17 protein-coding genes and 1 riboswitch are annotated in these 18,053 nt (G+C 69.8%); of the genes, 11 read left to right on the top strand and 6 right to left on the bottom strand.

Annotation, left to right across the window (positions count from 1 at the left end; genetic code table 11):
- Window positions 1-58: 58 nt before the first annotated feature.
- Window positions 59-892 carry an alpha/beta fold hydrolase gene (locus tag AC4D12_RS13670; protein ID WP_490950482.1) on the bottom strand — a complete coding sequence of 278 codons (834 nt, stop codon included), beginning with the start codon at window positions 890-892 and terminating at the stop codon, window positions 59-61.
- Between the two features lie 96 nt (window positions 893-988).
- On the opposite strand from AC4D12_RS13670, the gene AC4D12_RS13665 reads away from it, so the two are divergent.
- A complete protein-coding gene (locus AC4D12_RS13665) occupies window positions 989-1,567 on the top strand; it encodes a TetR/AcrR family transcriptional regulator (protein WP_490950481.1) in 579 nt (192 codons plus the stop codon).
- A 111-nt stretch (window positions 1,568-1,678) separates the two neighbouring features.
- On the opposite strand, the gene AC4D12_RS13660 is transcribed toward AC4D12_RS13665, so the two are convergent.
- Both AC4D12_RS13660 and AC4D12_RS13655 read right to left on the bottom strand, forming a co-directional pair.
- On the bottom strand, window positions 1,679-1,984 hold the full coding sequence (locus AC4D12_RS13660; RefSeq protein ID WP_490950480.1) for a GNAT family N-acetyltransferase: 306 nt from the start codon (window positions 1,982-1,984) through the stop codon (window positions 1,679-1,681).
- 33 nt (window positions 1,985-2,017) lie between these two features.
- On the bottom strand, window positions 2,018-2,416 hold the full coding sequence (locus AC4D12_RS13655; protein ID WP_490950479.1) for a SpoIIAA family protein: 399 nt from the start codon (window positions 2,414-2,416) through the stop codon (window positions 2,018-2,020).
- A 128-nt stretch (window positions 2,417-2,544) separates the two neighbouring features.
- On the opposite strand from AC4D12_RS13655, the gene AC4D12_RS13650 reads away from it, so the two are divergent.
- The 6 genes from AC4D12_RS13650 (at window position 2,545) to AC4D12_RS13625 (ending at window position 8,603) form a co-directional block, all read left to right on the top strand.
- Window positions 2,545-3,303: an SDR family NAD(P)-dependent oxidoreductase gene (locus AC4D12_RS13650; protein ID WP_490950478.1), complete on the top strand. Its 759-nt coding sequence runs from the start codon at window positions 2,545-2,547 to the stop codon at window positions 3,301-3,303.
- A gap of 96 nt (window positions 3,304-3,399) precedes the next feature.
- A riboswitch (SAM riboswitch) is annotated at window positions 3,400-3,511 on the top strand.
- Between the two features lie 36 nt (window positions 3,512-3,547).
- Window positions 3,548-4,936 (top strand): LLM class flavin-dependent oxidoreductase, encoded by a 1,389-nt coding sequence (locus AC4D12_RS13645; RefSeq protein WP_490950477.1) that lies wholly within the window; start codon window positions 3,548-3,550, stop codon window positions 4,934-4,936.
- 138 nt (window positions 4,937-5,074) lie between these two features.
- Complete coding sequence (locus tag AC4D12_RS13640) at window positions 5,075-6,115, top strand: methionine ABC transporter ATP-binding protein (protein ID WP_490950476.1); 1,041 nt, start codon at window positions 5,075-5,077, stop codon at window positions 6,113-6,115.
- Window positions 6,112-6,816: a methionine ABC transporter permease gene (locus tag AC4D12_RS13635; protein WP_490950475.1), complete on the top strand. Its 705-nt coding sequence runs from the start codon at window positions 6,112-6,114 to the stop codon at window positions 6,814-6,816. Before AC4D12_RS13640 ends, AC4D12_RS13635 begins: the two co-directional genes overlap by 4 nt.
- Before the next feature lie 80 nt (window positions 6,817-6,896).
- Window positions 6,897-7,847, top strand: a complete 951-nt coding sequence (locus AC4D12_RS13630) for a MetQ/NlpA family ABC transporter substrate-binding protein (RefSeq protein WP_490950474.1) — start codon at window positions 6,897-6,899, stop codon at window positions 7,845-7,847.
- Between the two features lie 102 nt (window positions 7,848-7,949).
- A complete protein-coding gene (locus AC4D12_RS13625) occupies window positions 7,950-8,603 on the top strand; it encodes an SDR family oxidoreductase (RefSeq protein ID WP_490950473.1) in 654 nt (217 codons plus the stop codon).
- A gap of 52 nt (window positions 8,604-8,655) precedes the next feature.
- Here the strand turns inward: AC4D12_RS13625 and AC4D12_RS13620 are convergent, their stop codons facing one another.
- On the bottom strand, window positions 8,656-9,198 hold the full coding sequence (locus tag AC4D12_RS13620; RefSeq protein WP_490950472.1) for a heme-degrading domain-containing protein: 543 nt from the start codon (window positions 9,196-9,198) through the stop codon (window positions 8,656-8,658).
- Between the two features lie 79 nt (window positions 9,199-9,277).
- A complete protein-coding gene (locus AC4D12_RS13615) occupies window positions 9,278-10,267 on the bottom strand; it encodes a matrixin family metalloprotease (protein ID WP_490950471.1) in 990 nt (329 codons plus the stop codon).
- A gap of 198 nt (window positions 10,268-10,465) precedes the next feature.
- On the opposite strand from AC4D12_RS13615, the gene AC4D12_RS13610 reads away from it, so the two are divergent.
- Window positions 10,466-11,986: a GntP family permease gene (locus tag AC4D12_RS13610; protein ID WP_490950470.1), complete on the top strand. Its 1,521-nt coding sequence runs from the start codon at window positions 10,466-10,468 to the stop codon at window positions 11,984-11,986.
- 124 nt (window positions 11,987-12,110) lie between these two features.
- Here AC4D12_RS13610 and AC4D12_RS13605 read toward each other — a convergent pair whose 3' ends face one another.
- Window positions 12,111-13,016: a pullulanase X25 domain-containing protein gene (locus tag AC4D12_RS13605; protein ID WP_490950469.1), complete on the bottom strand. Its 906-nt coding sequence runs from the start codon at window positions 13,014-13,016 to the stop codon at window positions 12,111-12,113.
- 170 nt (window positions 13,017-13,186) lie between these two features.
- Between AC4D12_RS13605 and AC4D12_RS13600 the strand changes: the two genes are divergently transcribed.
- The 3 genes from AC4D12_RS13600 to yiaA all read left to right on the top strand — a co-directional run bounded on the left by AC4D12_RS13600 (window position 13,187) and on the right by yiaA (window position 17,920).
- Window positions 13,187-13,606 (top strand): DoxX family protein, encoded by a 420-nt coding sequence (locus tag AC4D12_RS13600; RefSeq protein WP_490950468.1) that lies wholly within the window; start codon window positions 13,187-13,189, stop codon window positions 13,604-13,606.
- Window positions 13,607-13,705: 99 nt separating this feature from the next.
- Window positions 13,706-17,278, top strand: a complete 3,573-nt coding sequence (locus AC4D12_RS13595) for a choice-of-anchor I family protein (protein ID WP_490950467.1) — start codon at window positions 13,706-13,708, stop codon at window positions 17,276-17,278.
- Window positions 17,279-17,392: 114 nt separating this feature from the next.
- Complete coding sequence (gene yiaA / locus AC4D12_RS13590; protein WP_490950466.1) at window positions 17,393-17,920, top strand: inner membrane protein YiaA; 528 nt, start codon at window positions 17,393-17,395, stop codon at window positions 17,918-17,920.
- Window positions 17,921-18,053: the final 133 nt, after the last annotated feature.

Below are 18,053 nucleotides of genomic sequence, written 5' to 3'. Positions count from 1 at the left end.
TGACGTGACCACGACGCGAGGGGCGCCGGACGAACCGGCGCCCCTCCCGCTCGTGCGGCTACTTCGCGAGGAAGGGGAGCAGGATCTCGTTGATCTCGGCGCCGTGCGTCCACAGCATGCCGTGCGGTGCGCCCTCGATCTCGACGTACTCCGCGGCAGGCAGGTGCTTGGTGAACTCGCGGCCCGTGGAGTCGATGGGCAGGATGCGGTCCTCGGTGCCGTGGGCGATCAGGGTGGGCACGGTGATCTTGGCGATGTCGGCGCGGAAGTCGGTCAGCCAGGAATCGACGACGGCGAAGGAGGCGTACCAGGACGAGCCCGCTGCCACGTTCCAGGCCCCCCGGAGTGCTTCCTCGCTGAGGCGGTTGCCGAGGTAGACGTCGGTGTTGAAGAAGTCCTTGTAGAAGTTCGTGAACCAGGCGTAGCGGTCCTCCATGGCGGCCGAACGGATGCCGTCGAACACCGTCGAGGGCACGCCGGCGGCGTTGTCATCGGTCTGCAGGAGGAACGGTTCGAGCGAGGCGAGGAAGACGGCCTTGGCGACGCGGGCCTCTCCGTAGGTGCCGATGTAGCGGCCCACCTCACCCGTGCCCATGGAGAATCCGACGAGGACGGCGTCCGTGAGGTCGAGGGTCTCGAGGACCGTGTTGAGGTCAGCGGCGAAGGTGTCGTAGTCGTAGCCGGTGGTCGGCTTGCTGGATTGCCCGAAGCCGCGGCGGTCGTAGGTGATGACACGGTAGCCGGCGGTGAGGAGGGCTGCGGTCTGCTTCTCCCAGGAGCCGCCGTCGAGCGGGTAGCCGTGGATGAGGACGACCGGCTGACCGGTGCCGTGGTCCTCGTAGTAGAGGTGGAGATCCGTGCTGTTCTCGGTGCCGACCTTGATGAAACCCATGACGTGCGTCCTTTCCTCGAGCGGTGAGAACGGTCGTTCTCTCCTGCTGATCACAGAGTATAGAACGATCCTTCTCAAAACAAGTAGAATGGCTGGATGATTTCCGACGACGTGCGATCACGCATCATCGCGAGCGCCGATGAGCTCTACAACGCCCGAGGCATCCAGTCCGTGGGCATGGACGAGCTGCGCACGGCGGCCGGTGTCTCGCTCAAGCGGCTGTACCAGGAGTTCCCCTCGAAGAGCAGCATCGTGATGGCCGTCCTCGAGCGGTGGCACGCGTCCTGGACGGACGGGCTGGACGCCAGGGTCCGCCGCGCGTCCACCCCACGGGACCGGCTCCTGGCGATCTTCGACTACCTGGCCGAGTGGTTCGGCCAGGACTCGTTCCGTGGGTGCGGCTTCATCAACAGCTTCGCGGAACTGGGCGCCGTGAGCCCGGACGTCGCCGAGTACGCGCGGAAGCACAAGGAGTCCTTCCAGCGGTACGTCGGTGAGCTCGCGCAGGAGGCAGGGGCGCCGTCGCACCTGGCTCCGCAGCTGTCCATCCTCGCGGAGGGAGCGCAGACGACGGCGGCGATCGCCGGCACCGCGAGCGCGGCGGACCACGCGCGTCAGGCGGCCGAGGTGCTGATCGATGCGGCCCTGCCGGCGGGCGGACGCAGCTCGGCCTGATCCCGAGCGCGCGCGGTGTTGTCGGATCGACGCGGCTCGGCCTGATCAGTAACGCGGGCGGCGCCGACGGACAGGTTCCGCTCCGTAGGGGGCCGCGGAGGTTCGTCCGGCTCAGGCGGAGCGGTCGGTGAGGTCCTGGTATTCGGGATGGTCGTCGATGAACGCGGCCACGAACTCGCAGCGGGGCACCACCGTGAGGTTCTGCGATCGGGCGTCGTCGAGCGCGTGCCGGATCAGGACGCTGCCGATGCCTCTGCCCTCGAGGTCCTCGTCGACGACCGTGTGCGTGAAGACGATCGTGTCACCCGAGCGCTCGTAGGCGGCGATGCCCGCGGGGTTGCCGTCGAGCATAGCGACGTAGCGGGTCTTCGCGCCGTCGTCGCTGACGGAGATGTCGTCCTTCGTGTGCTCACTCATGGTCCCGACTCTGGCATCGACGAGCGCCGGTGGTCAACGCGCCGATTCCTGACCGGCAGGGGACTCGTGGTGGGTGGCGACGGCATCCCGACCGGGGGCATCGACGAGCCAGCTCAGGGCATCGGCCTCGGAGGAGAAGTACCGGGATGTCGTGGGGGAGCGGTGCGCGAAGCCGGACATCACCTCGTCCACGGCATCCTCGCCGACGATGGCCACGCGGCTGAAGCCGGTGTACGAACTCATGCCCACCCGTGCCTCCGGGGTGATGCCCGTGATCCCGTGCATGTGGACGAGGAGGGGCAGCGCCGTGGGGCCGTGGTGCTCGGCGAGGGCGCGGGCGGCAGCGACGGCGACGGGGTGGGTGACCTCCACTCCGCGTCGCCACCGCAGACGGAGGAAGCCCCTCTCGAGGTGGGTTGTGAACGGTTCCATGACATCCTTCGGCACGCGGAGGGGCAAGTGGTGAGCCAGCCTAGCAAGGGTGACTCCCACAATGGCGGGAGTATCCACAGGTGCACAGGGCCGACGTCTGGAGCCGTGCAGGTTGTAGCGTCAGGAGCATGACGCTGAGCATCCTGGTCACCGGCGCGAGTCGCGGCATCGGCGCCGGCATCGCCGTCGAACTCGCAGGCCGCGGGCACCGCCTGGGCGTGCACGCGGGCCGGGACGTCGACGCCGCGGAGTCGGTTCGCGCAGGTCTTCCCGGGGAGGGCCACGCCGTCGTCGTCGGTGATGTGGCCGATCCGGAGGCATGCGCGCGCATCGTGACGGACGCCGTCGGGGCACTTGGCGGGGTCGACGTGCTCGTCAACAACGCAGGGGTCTTCACCGCCCATCCGCTCGATTCCACCTCCTACGAGGAGTGGCAGCGTGCTTGGCAGCGCACGCTCGCCGTCAACCTGACCGGCCCGGCGAACCTCGCGTGGCTCGTCGCGCGCCATCTGATCGAACGCCCGCAGGGGCCCGACGGCGGCCGACTCGTCGCCGTCGGTTCGCGCGGCGCCTACCGGGGCGAGCCGACCACGCCCGCGTACGGCGCGAGCAAGGCGGCACTGCACTCCATGACGCAGTCGCTCGCGGTGGCACTGGCGCCGCACGGCATCCTCTCGGCCGCCGTGGCGCCCGGCTTCGTGGAGACCGCCATGGGCCGCACCGTGCTCGACGGCCCCGCGGGCGACGCCGTGCGCGCCCAGAGCGCCTTCAACCGGGTCGCGACGGCGGAGGAGGTGGCGCAGGCGGTGGCCTGGCTCGCCACCGATGCGCCGGTCTGGGTCAGCGGCACCGTGATCGACGTGAACGGCGCCTCCTACCTGCGGTGACCGCTGGTGACCCCGTCGCCGGAGCGGAGGTTCGTGACGCACTGTGACCCGGGAGGGTGGACGTCCGCGGAACACCCGGCCTAGGCTCGGACCCAGAATCACGAGTTCCAACGCAAAACCCTGGTTCGTTGGACGGCAACCCTCTCGCTGTAGCGGGGTGCCCCAGGTGAGGATTCGGTCCGGCTGAGCTGCCGGGCAAGTACGGCGCTCCCTCCACGGCAGTGCCTCGACACGAGGATTCTTCATGCCCGCTCCCGCACGGCACATCCGTTTCAACGCCTTCGACATGAACTGCGTGGGCCACCAGTCGCCCGGGCTGTGGCGGCACCCCGAGGACCAGTCCTGGCGCTACAAGGACCTGCGGTACTGGGCCGATCTCGCGCAGACGCTCGAGAAGGGTCTGTTCGACGGCATCTTCATCGCGGACGTCCTCGGCACGTACGACGTCTACGGCGGCTCCAACGAGGCGACGCTCCGGCAGGGCACGCAGACGCCCGTCAACGATCCGTTCCTGCTCGTCTCCGCCATGGCGCTCGTGACCGACCACCTCGGCTTCGGTGTCACGGCCGGCACGGCCTACGAGCACCCGTACCCCTTCGCCCGTCGCCTCTCCACCCTGGACCACCTCACCAACGGGCGGGTGGGCTGGAACGTCGTCACGGGCTACCTGCCCTCGGCCGCCCGCAACATGGGCAACGAGGACCAGCTCGAGCACGACGAGCGTTACGACCACGCCGACGAGTACCTCGAGGTCCTCTACAAGCTCCTCGAAGGTTCCTGGGAGGACGACGCCGTGGTCCGCGACCGCGCCACCGGCGTCTTCACCGACCCCGCCAAGGTCCACGACATCGGGCACGACGGCACCTACTTCACCGTTCCCGGCATCCATCTGAGTGAGCCCTCCCCGCAGCGGACCCCGGTGATCTACCAGGCCGGAGCCTCGCCCCGCGGTGTCCGTTTCGCGGCCGGAAACGCAGAAGCCGTGTTCGTCGGCGCGCCGACGAAGGCCATCCTCAAGGACTCCGTGTCCCGTATCCGGGACGCGGTGGAGGCCGCCGGGCGGGATCGCTATGCGGTGCGGATCTACACGATGCTCACGATCATCACCGACGAGACCGAGGAGAAGGCCCGGGCGAAGCACGCCGACTACCAGCAGTACGTCAGCTACGAGGGCGCCCTCGTCCTGCTGTCCGGCTGGCTCGGGATCGATCTCAGCATCTACGACCCCGACGAGCCACTCGGCAACGTCGAGTCGAACGCCATCCAGTCCGCCGTTGCGAACTTCCAGAAGGTGAACGACGACGGCGCCCCGTGGACGGTCCGCGACATCGCGGAATGGGCGGGGATCGGAGGGCTCGGACCGCGGATCGTCGGCTCCGGCGCCCAGGTGGCCAATGAGCTCCAGGCGTGGGTCGACGAGACCGACGTCGATGGATTCAACCTCGCCTACGCCATCACACCCGGCTCCTTCGAGGACGTCATCACGCACGTGATCCCCGAGCTGCAAAGGCGCGGCGCCTATCCCACGGGGTACGCCGAGGGGACACTGCGTCAAAAGCTGTTCGGTAAGGGCGACCGCCTGCCCGAGGACCACCGCGGAGCGCGGTACCGCCTCCAGACCGTCCGCCCCTGACGCATCCCTGACGCGTCCCTGACGCGCTCATGAACCGACGTCCGGCGCCGTCGTCCTGCGTCAACCTCCGGCACTGATTCCCGGTTCCGCCGTCCAGCGCCGTTCTATCGATCCACTCCGCCCTTTCCGAGGAACCCCATGATCTCTCTACGACACCTGACCAAGACCTATGGCCACGGCGGCACCGCCGTCACCGTTCTCGACCGACTCGATTTCGAGGTGCCCACCGGGCGCATCGCGGCCGTCGTCGGGCCGAGCGGTGCGGGCAAGAGCACCCTCGCCCAGTGCATCAACCTGCTGGAGCGTCCCACCTCGGGGTCCGTGGTGGTGAACGGCGAGGACCTGTCCGGCCTGCCCGAGAAACACCTCCGCGAGGCACGGCGCCGCATCGGCACCGTCTTCCAGTCCTCGAGTCTGCTGAGCCGGCGCACGGCCGCCGAGAACGTCGCCCTGCCCCTCGATTTCCTCGGCGTGACACCGCAGGAGACGGCGGCCCGTGTGCACGAGTTGCTGGACCGCGTGGGGCTCGCCGACAAAGCCGGGTACTACCCGTTCCAGCTCTCGGGCGGCCAGGCGCAGCGGGTCGGGATCGCACGCGCGCTCGCCCTGCGACCCAGCATCCTGCTCGCCGACGAAGCCACGTCGGGGTTGGACCCGGACACCACACGCTCCGTCGTCGGGCTCCTCCGAGAACTCCGGGACGATCTCGAGCTGACGGTCGTCCTCATCACCCACGAGATGGACACGGTGCGTCAGGTCGCGGACACCGTGGCGCGGCTCGATCACGGGCGGATCGTGGAGCAGGGCTGCCTGGTGGACCTGCTGACCTCGCACGAATCCCGGCTCGGGAGGTCGTTGCAGCCCCGCCGCGGACACGCCGGTGCCGAGAGCGGAACCCGCGCATGGTTCGTCACCTACGACTCCACCTCCGTACCCGGCGACTGGATCCAGCGCGTCACGGCAGAGCTCGGGGTCGCCGTCCACCTGCTCGGTGCAGCCGTCGAGACGGTGCACGGGGTCAACACCGGCAGCGCCACCCTGGGCATCGGGACGGACGACGACGCCCGCGTGGCAGCAGCGCTCGCCCGGTGCGGCCTGAGCGGCACGCCGGATCTCCGGAGGGTGCCCGCCGGCGCCACCGAGCGAGTCCTCACCGGGGCCGTCGGGAGCGTGGCATGAGCGCCCTCGTGCTGCCCCGCGCGGACGTGGCCATCGGGGACCTCCCCGCGCTGCTGGCCCCCGCTTACGGGGAGACCGTCGCGATGGTCGGCATCGTCATGGCCGTCGTCGTCGTCCTCGGCACCCCACTGGGGGTACTGCTCCACAACTTCGCGCCGGGCGGACTCCACGAACGTCCGGCGGTGCATACCGCGCTCAGCTGGATCATCAGCATCGGCCGGTCACTGCCCTTCCTCATCCTGATGGCGGCGATCGTGCCGTTCACACGCTTCGTCACGGGGACCAACATCGGTATCGCCGCTGCCGTGGTGCCGATGTCACTGGCGGGTATCGCCTTCTTCTCGCGGATCGTCGAGAACGCCCTGCGGTCCGTCCCGCCGTCCGTCATCCAGGTGGCCCGCGCCTCGGGAGGCTCGACCTTCCAGGTCATGCGGACCGCGCAGTTCAGCGAGGCCGTGCCCGCGGTGATCGGCGGTCTCACCATCCAGGTGATCGCGATGATCGAGTACTCGGCCATCGCCGGCACGATCGGCGCCGGGGGCATCGGGTACGTCGCCGTGACCTACGGCTACCAGCGCTTCGACAACACGGTGATGCTCGCGACGATCGTCATCCTCGTCGTCACGGTGGCACTCGTCCAGGTGACCGGCGATCGGCTCGTCCGCCACACCACCCCTCAGCAACGCCTGCAGCGGGCCTGACACCGGTCCCGTCCCTCGCACACCTCTTTCCCCTCCCTCCCGACACCGCGTCCTTCGGCGTGCCCAGAAAGGCCTTCATCATGACCGAGAACACTTCGTCCAACACTCCCGCCACGACCCCTTCCGACACCCCCGTCGCACCGGTTCCCGCGGCCGGTCACGGCTTCACGCTCCGACGGCGGCGCCGGGCGCCGTGGATCGCGGGAGGAGCCGTTGCCGTGCTCGCCGCGGGCGCCTTCATCGCCGTCCCGCTCCTGAATCCTGCGGAATCCGCGGCCGAGACGGAGGGCGCCACCCTCCTCGTGGCCACGGCCGAGGGCAACCATGCGGAGCAGGCGCTCATCGAGTTCATCGACCGAGAGGTGGCACCGGAGTACGGCATCGACATCGAGTTCCGAGGACTCAGCGACAGCAACACGATCAACCGCGCCGTGAGTGAGGGAGAGGTCGCAGCCACGATCTACCAGCACGAACTGTGGCTCGGGCAGGTCCTCGAAGCGAACCCGGACTTCCGCGAGACCGCCGTGGCACCGGTGTTCCGTTGGGGTTTCGGCATCTGGTCGGACAAGTACACGAGCGTGGACCAGATCCCCGACGGCGGCACCATCTCGCTGTACTCGGATCCCGCCAACGAGGCCCAGGGGCTCTGGCTGCTTGAGCGTGCCGGCCTCATCACCCTGAAGGACGGTGTGGACAAATGGACGGCCACGCAGGAGGATATCGAGTCCAACCCGAAGAACCTCTCCTTCACGCTGCTCGACTTCGGGGCGCAGTCGCGTGCTCTGCCGGACCTCGACGCAGCCGTCGGATACACCGAGTACTACACCGCGGCCAAGGTTCCGCTCGAACAGCAGATCTTCGCTCCCGCGGCGCCGGACGAGTTCGCCTCGCAGTTGACCGTCGGCACCGACTACCTCGACACGGACAACATCAGGAAGCTCACCGAGGCCTTCGCCGACCCGGCAGTGCAGGAGTTCCTCCGCACCGATCCGGCGGTCAAGGACCTGCTGCTGCCCATCGACGCGTCGTAGCAGGCCTCCGCCAGCGGCTGAACCCACTGCGGGCGGTGGCGCTCCGTCGGTGACGAGGTCTAGCGTCGAAGGGGAACCGACCACCGATTCGAAGGAGATCCCATGTCACGCGTAGCCATCATCGGCGGGCACGGCAGAGTAGCGCTGCACCTCACCGAGCTCCTGACCGGCCAGGGCCACCACGTGAGTTCCGTGTTCCGGAACCCCGACCACGCGGGCGACGTCGAGAAGATCGGCGGCACGGCCGTGGTGGCGGACGTGTCCTCGCTGTCGGTCGACGAGATGGCGGACCTCTTCCGCGGGCACGACGCCGTGGTCTGGTCCGCCGGCGCGGGCGGCGGCAGTCCCGAGGCCACCTACGCGATCGACCGCGACGCCGCGATCCACTCGATGGACGCCGCGGAGCTCGCCTCGGTGGGCCGCTACGTCATGGTGTCCTACATCGGCTCGCGGACGGATCACGGGGTGCTCGAGGACAACGCGTTCTTCCACTACGCGGAGGCCAAGGCCGCAGCGGACGAGCACCTGCGCGCCTCGAAGCTCGCCTGGACCATCCTCGGACCCGGAGGGCTGACCACCGAGCCCGGCACCGGGCGGATCGAGGTCGGTGACGAACCGCAGCAGGATTCCGTGCCGCGCGAGGACGTGGCGCACGTCGCCGCGGTGGTCCTCGCCGATCTCGGCACCGTGGACAAGACGATCCGGTTCAACAGCGGCCCCACGCCCATCGCGGAGGCCATCGACGCGGCGCTGTGACCGAAGGACGACGGCGCTGCCGCACCTGACGGACCGCCGTCGTCCGCTCGGCCTAGAGGCCGTCCGCGGCGTGGAAGGTGCGAAGGGCCTCGACCACCAGCCGGTGGTCGTCGAGTTGCGGCAGCCCCGACACCGTCACCGTGCCCACCGCGCCGACACCCCTGATGAAGAGCGGAAAGGACCCGCCGTGGGCTGCGTGCGTGGTCAGGTCGATCAGCGGGTTGTCCTCGAACCGGCCACCGCCGCGCCGCGCCCGGAGTCCCACGAGCAGGGACGGCGCACGGTAGCGCAGCGCGGTGCGGCTCTTCGCCGCGAGCCAGTGGTCGTTGTCCGGGGTGGCGCCGTTGAGCGCTGCGCGGAACAGCAGGTGATCCGGTGTGCTGATGCCGATCGCGATCGGCAGGTTGCGCCCCACCCCGAGCTGCACGAGGAGCTGCCCGAGCGCCACGGCGTCGTTGTTCCGGAAGCGGTCGAACTGGAGCTCTGCGACTTCCGCCTCGATCTGGGCGATCATCGCCTCGAGCGCCTCGGCGGGCTGATCATCACCGCCGTCCGGGTTGAACGGGCGGAGGATCGGGGCGGCGTCATTGCTCATCGGATAAATCTACCGGCGTGCGAGGGAGCTTCGGTACGCCGGATCGAGGGTCTGTTCCCGAACTCTTGACACGGCGAGTTCACAGCCCCGGTGCGCAGGGACCGGCGCCGAGTTGAGCGAGGCCCGCACGGTCACCGTCGTTGAAGGACACGACTCCGGTGTTCTCGGCGTGCATGAGCTGCGCCGGGTCGTCGACGTGGTCGAGTCCGACGACGTGGGCGAGTTCGTGCATGATCGTCGCCCGGACGTGGTCCCGGCCCTCGGGGAACGCCAGGACGTCCGTGGCGTCCGCGGCGTCGAGGTGGACCTGCCCGCCCACGTACACGAGCGGCTGGCCAGGCGCCTGGGCGTAGTCACTCCCTCCGAGCCCGATGACGTCGCCCGCGAGTTCGGGTACTTCGGACGGGCTCGACCATGTCACCAGGACCGGTACCCACCTCCTCCCGTACACGTCCGGCTGGTACAGATCGCGCTCCACGCTCGGGCCCTCCGCCGTTGCTCCGTCCGCGATGAAGTGGAGGCCCGTGGCAGCCGAGACCTCTGCGACAGCCTGCTCGATGAGTCCCTCGGAGCCCATCGGCGCGCCGTCGGGCCGCACCACGTAGTGAACGGGTCGGCAGGGGTCGTAGGCGATCTTGTCCTGGTCCCCGACGGGTGACGCGTGGAACCTGTAGGCGTCCGACGCAGGCGCAACCGGCGGGAGCCCGAGGGGAGCGTCGGCTGCCTCGACGCCGCGCGGGGGGACATCTGCTCCCGGGAGGTACGGTGCCGCGGCGGGCACCACGACGTGCGAGAAGAGCGAGGGCGACGAGTAGAGGAACGCGACGAGGGCGAGCACGCCGACGGTACCCACACGGAGGCGCCGTCGGTCACGCCTGCTACGGCGACTGGCCGCCGTCGGGGGGCGCCACGCGGTGGGGACGACCTGCTTGCCCAGGGCCTCGTCGATGGCCCACCGCGGCACTCGTCCGGAGGGTGATCGCCGCACGCCGTCGGCCGCGTGCCGGTTCTCCCGAACCCACTCCCTGTCGATCGATCCCACGTCCCGTGCCTCTTCCGTCGCCTGCATGTCATCCTGTCCGCACGATCGGGCGCGACCCGCATTCCACAGGCAGACCTTGGACAACGCTGAGCGAAGGTTGCCCTCCAGGCGCGGATGCCGCGGTGCTACTGTGACCCACAGCACACTGACGGTCGAGGCGGCCGCCGGTCCTGACACATCGAGCCCGGGCAACGAGGCCCGGCCGTCATCGAGGAGTACGTCACCGTGGACATACAACTGTTGCTCGCACTGGTCCTGGGTATCGCCACCATCGTGGTGCTGGTCCTGAAGACCCGGCTGGATGCGTTCGTCGCACTCCTGATCGCCGCGCTCGTGACGGGACTCGTCGCGGGTCAGGCGCCGCTGGACATCGTCTCCTCGATCACCACGGGCTTCGGGAACACGCTCGCGTCCATCGGGATCGTGATCGGGCTCGGCGTGGGGATCGGCAAGATCCTCGAGGTCTCGGGCGCCGCCAACGCCCTCGCGCTCGCGTTCCTGAAGCTCTTCGGCAAGGGGCGCGAGCCGTGGGCGCTCGGCAGCGTCGGGGCGCTCGTCTCCATCCCGGTGTTCTGCGACTCGGGCTACGTGATCATGAACCCGCTCGCCCGCTCCATCGCCCGGGTCAAGCGCGCCGGGTACATTACCCTCGCCCTCGCGCTCGGCTGCGGCATGACGCTCACCCACCACCTCGTGCCTCCCACGCCGGGGCCTCTCGCGGTCGCGGGGATCCTCGGTGCGGACCTCGGCGCGCTCATCCTCGCGGGCCTCGTGTTCACGGTGATCCTCCTGCCCGTCGTGGTGGTCTACGCCAAGTGGATGGGGCCGAAGCTGGAATCGTCGATGTCCCAGGAGGTGCGCGAGGCCGTGTACGGCGGCGTCGCCGCCCGGGGCCGCAGCGGAAGCGCCGTGGCGGATCGCCCCCTGGACGGAGCGCACGCGCAGGCGGGACCCGACGGGTCGGTGCACGACGACGACGCCGTCGACCTCCCCGCCGATCCCTCCGTGGACCTCGGCACGCCACCTCCGGGCGCGAAGCCCCACAAGGTCGGCGCGTTCGTCGCGTCGCTGCCCCTCCTCGTGCCGCTGGTGCTGATCATCCTCAACACGGTCAGTGGCGCGATCGACCAGAGCAATCAGGGTGTGGTCGGCGCAGCGGCAGGGGAGTACGAGCCGTCCGCGTGGGCAGCGCCCCTCGCGTTCGTCGGAAACCCCGTGGTGGCCCTGGTCATCGGCGTGATCCTCGCCGTCTACACGCTCCTGCCGCGCTGGACCCCGCGCACCAAGGTGCAGGGCTGGTTCGCGGACGCAGCGGCGTCGGCCGGGCTGATCCTCCTCATCACGGGGGCGGGCGGAGCGCTCGGGCAGGTGCTGCGCAGCTCGGGTGTGGGAGACGCTCTCGCGGAGGCCATCGCTGCGACGCCCCTGCCCGCGTTCCTGGTCCCGTTCCTCATCGCCACACTGGTGCGGATCGCCCAGGGCTCCGGCACCGTCGCGATGATCACGGCGGCTTCGGTCACGGCGCCGCTTGTCGGGTCACTCGGCATCGACCCGATCGTCGCCGCCATGGCCTGCACCGCCGGATCCATGGTGTTCAGCTACTTCAACGATTCCTACTTCTGGGTGGTCACGCGATTCGCGGGTCTCGAGGGCACGGCGGCCCTGAGGGGTTGGTCGGGTATCACCACGGCGGTGTGGGCGGGGTCCATCCCGTTGCTGTTCATCGCCAACGCCGTCCTCGGGTAGAGGCCAGGCGTGTCGGTTCACCTGGTTGTCGGCCGACGCAACACCGGCGAGCGGACAGGAAGGACGACGGCCCCGCCCGCCGCGCGTGCAGCAGACGGGGCCGTCGGGCGGTCGGACATCCCGGCTAGGAGGTGGCGACGTCCTTCGTGCCGTAGTCGAACCGGAAGGTCACCGCGGTGTCGGAGAGCAGGTGCAGCTCGTGGTTGGCGCCGTCGCGCTCGCCGTACCGGCCGTAGTTCTCCTCCCACGAGCTGTTGACCACGATCTTGTACTGGTACGTACCGGCAGGCAGCTGCAGGGTCCGGGCCCAGGTGTTGGCAGCGGAGTCGTAGTCGAGCTGCAGTTCCCGCCGGTCGAGACTCCAGTGGCCCGCCTCGCCGAACAGGGGGTCGAAATCGCCGGAGAGCGCCACGGACTGGGGCTGGTCATGCCATGCGTCCGAGCTCCCCGATCCGGAGCCGGACGCGGCGTCCTCGAGTTCGGGAGCCTCGATGGTCGGGGTGACGTCCGGCGGCGTCGGGTCCTCGGGAGCGGAGGAGTCGGAGGAGTCCGAGAGCACCGATGCAGCAGGCGCGGTAGACGCCGGTGCGTCGGAGGACTGCGCCTCGGCCGAGTCCGTCGACTCCTCACCGAGCTGCTCGGGGGATGGCGGGGCGTGCACGGGTGCCTCGGCGTGGTCCGGGATCGGAGCACCGCTGAGCATGGCATTGACGAACTGGTCGGCGTCGTCGAATGCGCGCACCGCTCGGACGCCCTCCTCGGTGGCCGTCCACCCAGCACGGCCCTTGACGAGCCAGCCGGCCTTCACGAGCTTCGAGGTGGCCGTGGTCAGGGCCTTGTAGCCGCGGGGGATCCCGCCGGAGAGCAGCTCCGCCTCGGTGGCGTCGAAGGGCACCTCGGCCACGGCCTGCGCCATCAGTTCGCTGGGGGTGACGGCGGTGCCTGCTGCCTGGTGGTCGGCCAGCAGGGCGAGGGTGGTGCGGAGGCGGACGTTGGTGCGGTTCCGGGCGGTGATGACGATCTCCTTCATGGTTCACAGCGGGGTGCTCTGCCGTCCGTGGTCGCCCTGATCGCCGCGCGGGCGCACCCCTCTGACGAGGGCGGCGTCCTCCCCGGAAGGGATCTCGTGGTGATAGGGCTGGGAACGGCAGCACCCTGACTTTACCGCCGTCGGCCGGGCTGCGGTGTTAGGTTCACCGGATGAGACGCCCGGGAAACAGTCTGGTACGCACGGTGGGACGGGTGATCCTCGGAGCGTTCCTCGTGTTCGCGGGAACCGCTCACCTGACCGTCGCACGGCAGGAGTTCGTGGCGCAGGTGCCGGCCTGGCTGCCGCTGGACCCGGACCTCGTGGTGGTGGCGTCCGGCGTCGTCGAACTGCTCCTCGGAGCCGCGCTGCTGGTTCTCGGCAGGTACCGGCTGGTGGTGGGCTGGACGGTCGCCGCGTTCTTCGTGGCCATCTTCCCCGGCAACATCGCGCAGTACGTCGACGGCGTCAGCGCCTTCGGGCTCGATACCGACGCCGCGCGCCTGACCCGCCTCTTCTTCCAGCCGCTGCTGGTGCTGTGGGCGCTGTGGTGCACCGGGGCGTGGAGGGATCGGCGCGTACGGCGCCCCTGACAGTTCCATGAGCGTCACCTGGGCGGCGCCGTCCGTTCACCCGTAGGCCGCGTCGGGTTTGTACACAGGGAGGAACCCGTACCCCGATCTGGGAGAACCATGGCTCCGTCCCGCCCCTTCCGCAGCCTCACGAGCGCCCTCGCGGCGGTGGCCGTCACCGGCACCTGCCTCCTGGCACTCCCAGCAAGCGCCGCCGTCGTGCCCGCGCCCAGCACCTACTCGAGCGAGGACGCCGCGCTGACGCTCGCGCCGGTCGGCTCCTTCGAGACGGGTGTGTTCGACGAGTCGGCCGCGGAGATCGTGGCGTACCACGCCGCGTCGAAGCGCATGTTCGTGGTCAACGCGCAGCTCGGGCTGGTGGACGTGCTCGACGTCGCCGACCCCACTGCGCCCGCGCGACTCTTCGGCATCCAGGGACAGGGCGTCGCGAACTCCGTGGACATCCGCGCGGACGGCCTCGGCGTCGTGGCGCTCGAAGCGCCCGTGAAGACCGATCCTGGGACGCTCCTTTTCTTCGACGCCGCGGGTGACGGCGCCGTCCTCGGCTCCGTGACGGTCGGCGCGCTGCCGGACATGGTCAGCATCTCCGCGGACGGCACCACGGCCGTGGTCGCCAACGAGGGCGAGCCGAGCGAGAACTACACCGTGGACCCCGAGGGGTCCGTGAGCGTCGTCGCACTCCCCGCGACCGTCGCGGCGCCCGCTCAGACCGCCGTCCGCACCGCCGGGTTCGGTGCCTTCGAGGCCCCGGAGAACGGCGGCACGCTGCCCCTGCCCGACGGCGTCCGCGTGTTCGCGGGCATCGCCGGGTCCGCGCACCCGGTCTCCGAGAACCTCGAGCCCGAGTACATCGCGATCGACGGCGGCACAGCCTACGCCGCGCTGCAGGAGGCGAATGCCGTCGCCGTCGTCGACCTCGCCTCCGCCACGGTGACGGACATCCTGCCGCTCGGCGCGAAGGACCACGGGTTCGCCGGCAACGGCCTGGACCCCTCGGACCGCGACCCCGAGGACGCCCCGACCTTCGACATCCGCACCTACCCGGGCCTCAAGGGCCTGTACATGCCGGACGGGCTGAACGCCTACACCGCCGGCGACGGCGAGACGTACCTCGTCACCGCCAACGAGGGCGACGCCCGCGAGTGGGGAGAGTACGTCGAGCCGGCGCGCGTCAAGGACCTCGGCGAGGACGGCCTCGCGCCGCTCTGCGCGACGAGCTCGCTCGCAGGACTGACCGGCGATGCCGACCTCGGCCGCCTGAACATCAGCACCGCCAGCGGCCTCACCGCGGAGGGCTGCTACGACGAGCTGTTCGCGTTCGGCAGCCGCTCCTTCTCCGTGTGGACCACCGGCGGCACCCAGGTGTTCGATTCGGGTGACGACCTCGAGGAGATCACCCACGCCGCCAACCCCGGCTTCTTCAACTCCAACCACTCCGAGTCCAACCTCGAGGGCCGCAGCGACGACAAGGGCCCCGAGCCGGAGAACCTCGCCATCGGCGAGGTGGAGGGCCGGACGTACGCCTTCATCGGACTCGAGCGCGTGGGCGGCATCGCCGTCTACGACATCACGGACCCCGCCGCCAGCACCTTCGTCACCTATGTGAACAACCGCGACTTCTCCCAGTCCGTGGAGGACGGCGGGGACCTCGCGGCCGCGGGCGACCTCGGGCCCGAGGGCCTCACCTTCATTCCCGCGGCGGGCTCACCCACGGGCAAGCCGATGATCGCCGTCGGCAACGAGGTCTCCGGCACCACCACGCTCTTCGACATCACCGCGGACACCACCACGGTGCAGGTGCTCGGCATCAACGACTTCCACGGGCGGCTCGAGCCCAACCGGGCCGAAGCCGGCGCTGCGGTGATCGCCGGCGCGGTGGACACCCTCACGGCCGAGAATCCGAACACGCTCTTCGTCTCCGCGGGAGACAGCATCGGCGCCTCGACCTTCACGTCCTTCTCGCAGCAGGACAACCCCACGATCGACGCGCTCGTCGCCGCCGGTCTCGACGTCTCCGCGGTGGGCAACCACGAGTTCGACCGCGGCTTCGCGGATCTCACGGACCGCGTGCTGCCGCGCTACGGCGGAACGCAGTTCGGCCTCGGGGCGAACGTGTATAGCGCGGCCACGGGTGAGCCCGTGCTCGACGAGTACTCCGTCCAGGAGGTCGACGGCGTCCGTGTGGGCTTCATCGGCACCGTCACCGAGGCCACACCGACGCTCGTCTCCCCGGCCGGTATCCAGGGGCTCCGGTTCGGCAACCAGCTCCAGGCCGCCAATCGCGTGGCCGGCCAGCTGCGCGACGGCTTCGAGGGCAACGGCGAGGCCGACGTCGTGGTGCTCCTCGCGCACGACGGCTCGGGCAGCACCGACTGCGCCACGATCGCCGCGGAGGACTCGCCGTACGGTGAGCTCGTGCGGGGTGCCTCCGCGGGGATCGACGCCATCTTCTCCGGGCACACCCACCAGGCGTACAACTGCTCGTTCCCCGTCGAGGGGCTCGGGAACCGCGAGCGTCCGGTGCTGCAGGCCGGCCAGTACGGCACCCTCCTGGACCAGTTGCAGGTGCGCGTGGACCGGGAGACCGGCGACGTCGTCGCCGTCGAGTCCGCCCTCCTGCCCCTGACCGGTGAGGGCAACGTGGCCCTGTACCCGGCGGATCCGGAGGTCGCGGCGATCGTCGCCGAGGCGAAGGCCAAGGCCGACGTCGAGGGCGCCGTCCAGGTCGGCAGCATCACGGCGGACATCACCCGCGGTCCGAATCGCGCCACGGAGTCCTCGCTCTCGAACCTGATCGCGGACATCCAGCTGGAGGCGACGTCGAACGCGGAGTTCGGCGGCGAGCCCGCGCAGATCGCGTTCATGAACCCGGGCGGTGTCCGCGCGGACCTCCTCTTCGGGGACGACGGCGGAGCGATCACCTACGCCGAGGTGGCGGCGGTGCAGCCGTTCGGCAACACGCTCTTCACGCTCGACCTCACCGGTGCCCAGCTGAAGCAGCTCCTGGAGCAGCAGTGGCGCTCAGCGGACCCCGCGGACAAGCTGCACCTCGGCGTCTCGGAGGGCTTCGGCTACACGTACCTCACGGATGCGCCGCTGGGGGAGCGCGTCACGTCGATGAGCTTCGAGGGCGTGCGCATCACGGACGACCAGGTGTTCCGCGTGACCACGAACTCGTTCCTCGCGGGCGGGGGCGACGGCTTCACGGTCTTCACCGAGGGAGCGAACCCGGCGGACTCGGGGCAGATCGACCTGATCGCCGCCGTCGAGTACTTCGAGCAGTTCAGCCCGGTGGCACCGGCGTCGGTGGGCCGTGCGGCCGTCGGCGACGGAGCCGTCGTCGACCCGACCCCGACGCCGACGCCGACGCCGACGCCTACCCCTACCCCCACCCCCTCGCCTTCCCCCTCGCCCTCGCCCTCCCCGGGTGACCCTGGGGATGACGGTGCTGGTGACGGTACCGGCGGCGGCTCCGACGACGGCGCCGGTAACGGTGGCTCCGGTAACGGCGGCGGGTACGACGACGACGGCTTCTTCGCCTCGGACGGCGACCTCGCCTACACCGGCACGAACGTGCTGATGATCGCCGGGCTCGGCATCCTGCTGGCGCTGATCGGCGGGCTCCTCCTGCTGGCCAGGCGGCGTCGGAGCGGAGACGTGACGACCGGCTGAGCCCTCTCGGCATACGCCACGATGCCCGGTACCTCTCGAGGTGCCGGGCATCGCCTATAGAGTGCACATCCAGGACACATCGAGCACCTGCTCGACCTTTCAAGGGGGAAACACATGGCCGAGTCGAAGCTCGTACCGCAGAAACCGACGGGCGCCTTCATCGGCGCGAGCTGGGTCGCGCTGCTCGTGGGGGTGTCGTCCTACCTGATCGGCCTGTGGAACGCGTCGATGGAGTTCAACGAGAAGGGCTACTACTTCACGCTGCTCCTCTTCGGGCTGTTCGCGGTGATCTCCATCCAGAAGACCATCCGTGACCGCGCGGAGGACATCCCGGTCACGAACATCTACTACGGCGTGGCGTGGTTCTCCGTCGTCGCGGCCCTGTCACTCCTGGTCATCGGCCTCTGGAACGCGGACATGCTGCTGTCCGAGAAGGGCTTCTACGGGCTGGCGATGCTGATGTCCCTCTTCGGCGCCATCACCGTGCAGAAGAACGTGCGCGACATGGCGGTCTTCGCCGAGGTCGAGAAGAGCGAGAACCCGAAGCGGAGGCTCTTCTCGGGTCAGGACGCCCCTCCCGCGGTCCCTGCGTTCGGCGATCGCCCGACGACGACCCCTCCGCCCCTCGCGCGTCCGGAGTAATCCGCACGCCGCTTCAGCGGACCGGCGTACGGCGGCCTGTCTGCGGCGGGGCGTTCGTGATTTCTTGCCCTTCGCGTCGCTTGCCCCGGCCTCACGTCGCGAGGGACCGGTTCATCCCACTTTGCTGGTCCTC

Source organism: Arthrobacter sp. TJ-266, assembly GCF_058269115.1.
The sequence above is the reverse complement of the archived record's forward strand: the minus strand, read 5'-3'. Positions and strand labels throughout refer to the sequence as shown.

Bases quoted from the DNA above. Each gene is read 5' to 3' on its own strand.
- AC4D12_RS13670 (WP_490950482.1), bottom strand. From the start codon at position 892: ATGGGTTTCATCAAGGTCGGCACCGAGAACAGCACGGATCTCCACCTC.
- AC4D12_RS13665 (WP_490950481.1), top strand. From the start codon at position 989: ATGATTTCCGACGACGTGCGATCACGCATCATCGCGAGCGCCGATGAG.
- AC4D12_RS13660 (WP_490950480.1), bottom strand. From the start codon at position 1,984: ATGAGTGAGCACACGAAGGACGACATCTCCGTCAGCGACGACGGCGCG.
- AC4D12_RS13655 (WP_490950479.1), bottom strand. From the start codon at position 2,416: ATGGAACCGTTCACAACCCACCTCGAGAGGGGCTTCCTCCGTCTGCGG.
- AC4D12_RS13650 (WP_490950478.1), top strand. From the start codon at position 2,545: ATGACGCTGAGCATCCTGGTCACCGGCGCGAGTCGCGGCATCGGCGCC.
- AC4D12_RS13645 (WP_490950477.1), top strand. From the start codon at position 3,548: ATGCCCGCTCCCGCACGGCACATCCGTTTCAACGCCTTCGACATGAAC.
- AC4D12_RS13640 (WP_490950476.1), top strand. From the start codon at position 5,075: ATGATCTCTCTACGACACCTGACCAAGACCTATGGCCACGGCGGCACC.
- AC4D12_RS13635 (WP_490950475.1), top strand. From the start codon at position 6,112: ATGAGCGCCCTCGTGCTGCCCCGCGCGGACGTGGCCATCGGGGACCTC.
- AC4D12_RS13630 (WP_490950474.1), top strand. From the start codon at position 6,897: ATGACCGAGAACACTTCGTCCAACACTCCCGCCACGACCCCTTCCGAC.
- AC4D12_RS13625 (WP_490950473.1), top strand. From the start codon at position 7,950: ATGTCACGCGTAGCCATCATCGGCGGGCACGGCAGAGTAGCGCTGCAC.
- AC4D12_RS13620 (WP_490950472.1), bottom strand. From the start codon at position 9,198: ATGAGCAATGACGCCGCCCCGATCCTCCGCCCGTTCAACCCGGACGGC.
- AC4D12_RS13615 (WP_490950471.1), bottom strand. From the start codon at position 10,267: ATGCAGGCGACGGAAGAGGCACGGGACGTGGGATCGATCGACAGGGAG.
- AC4D12_RS13605 (WP_490950469.1), bottom strand. From the start codon at position 13,016: ATGAAGGAGATCGTCATCACCGCCCGGAACCGCACCAACGTCCGCCTC.
- AC4D12_RS13600 (WP_490950468.1), top strand. From the start codon at position 13,187: ATGAGACGCCCGGGAAACAGTCTGGTACGCACGGTGGGACGGGTGATC.
- AC4D12_RS13595 (WP_490950467.1), top strand. From the start codon at position 13,706: ATGGCTCCGTCCCGCCCCTTCCGCAGCCTCACGAGCGCCCTCGCGGCG.
- yiaA (WP_490950466.1), top strand. From the start codon at position 17,393: ATGGCCGAGTCGAAGCTCGTACCGCAGAAACCGACGGGCGCCTTCATC.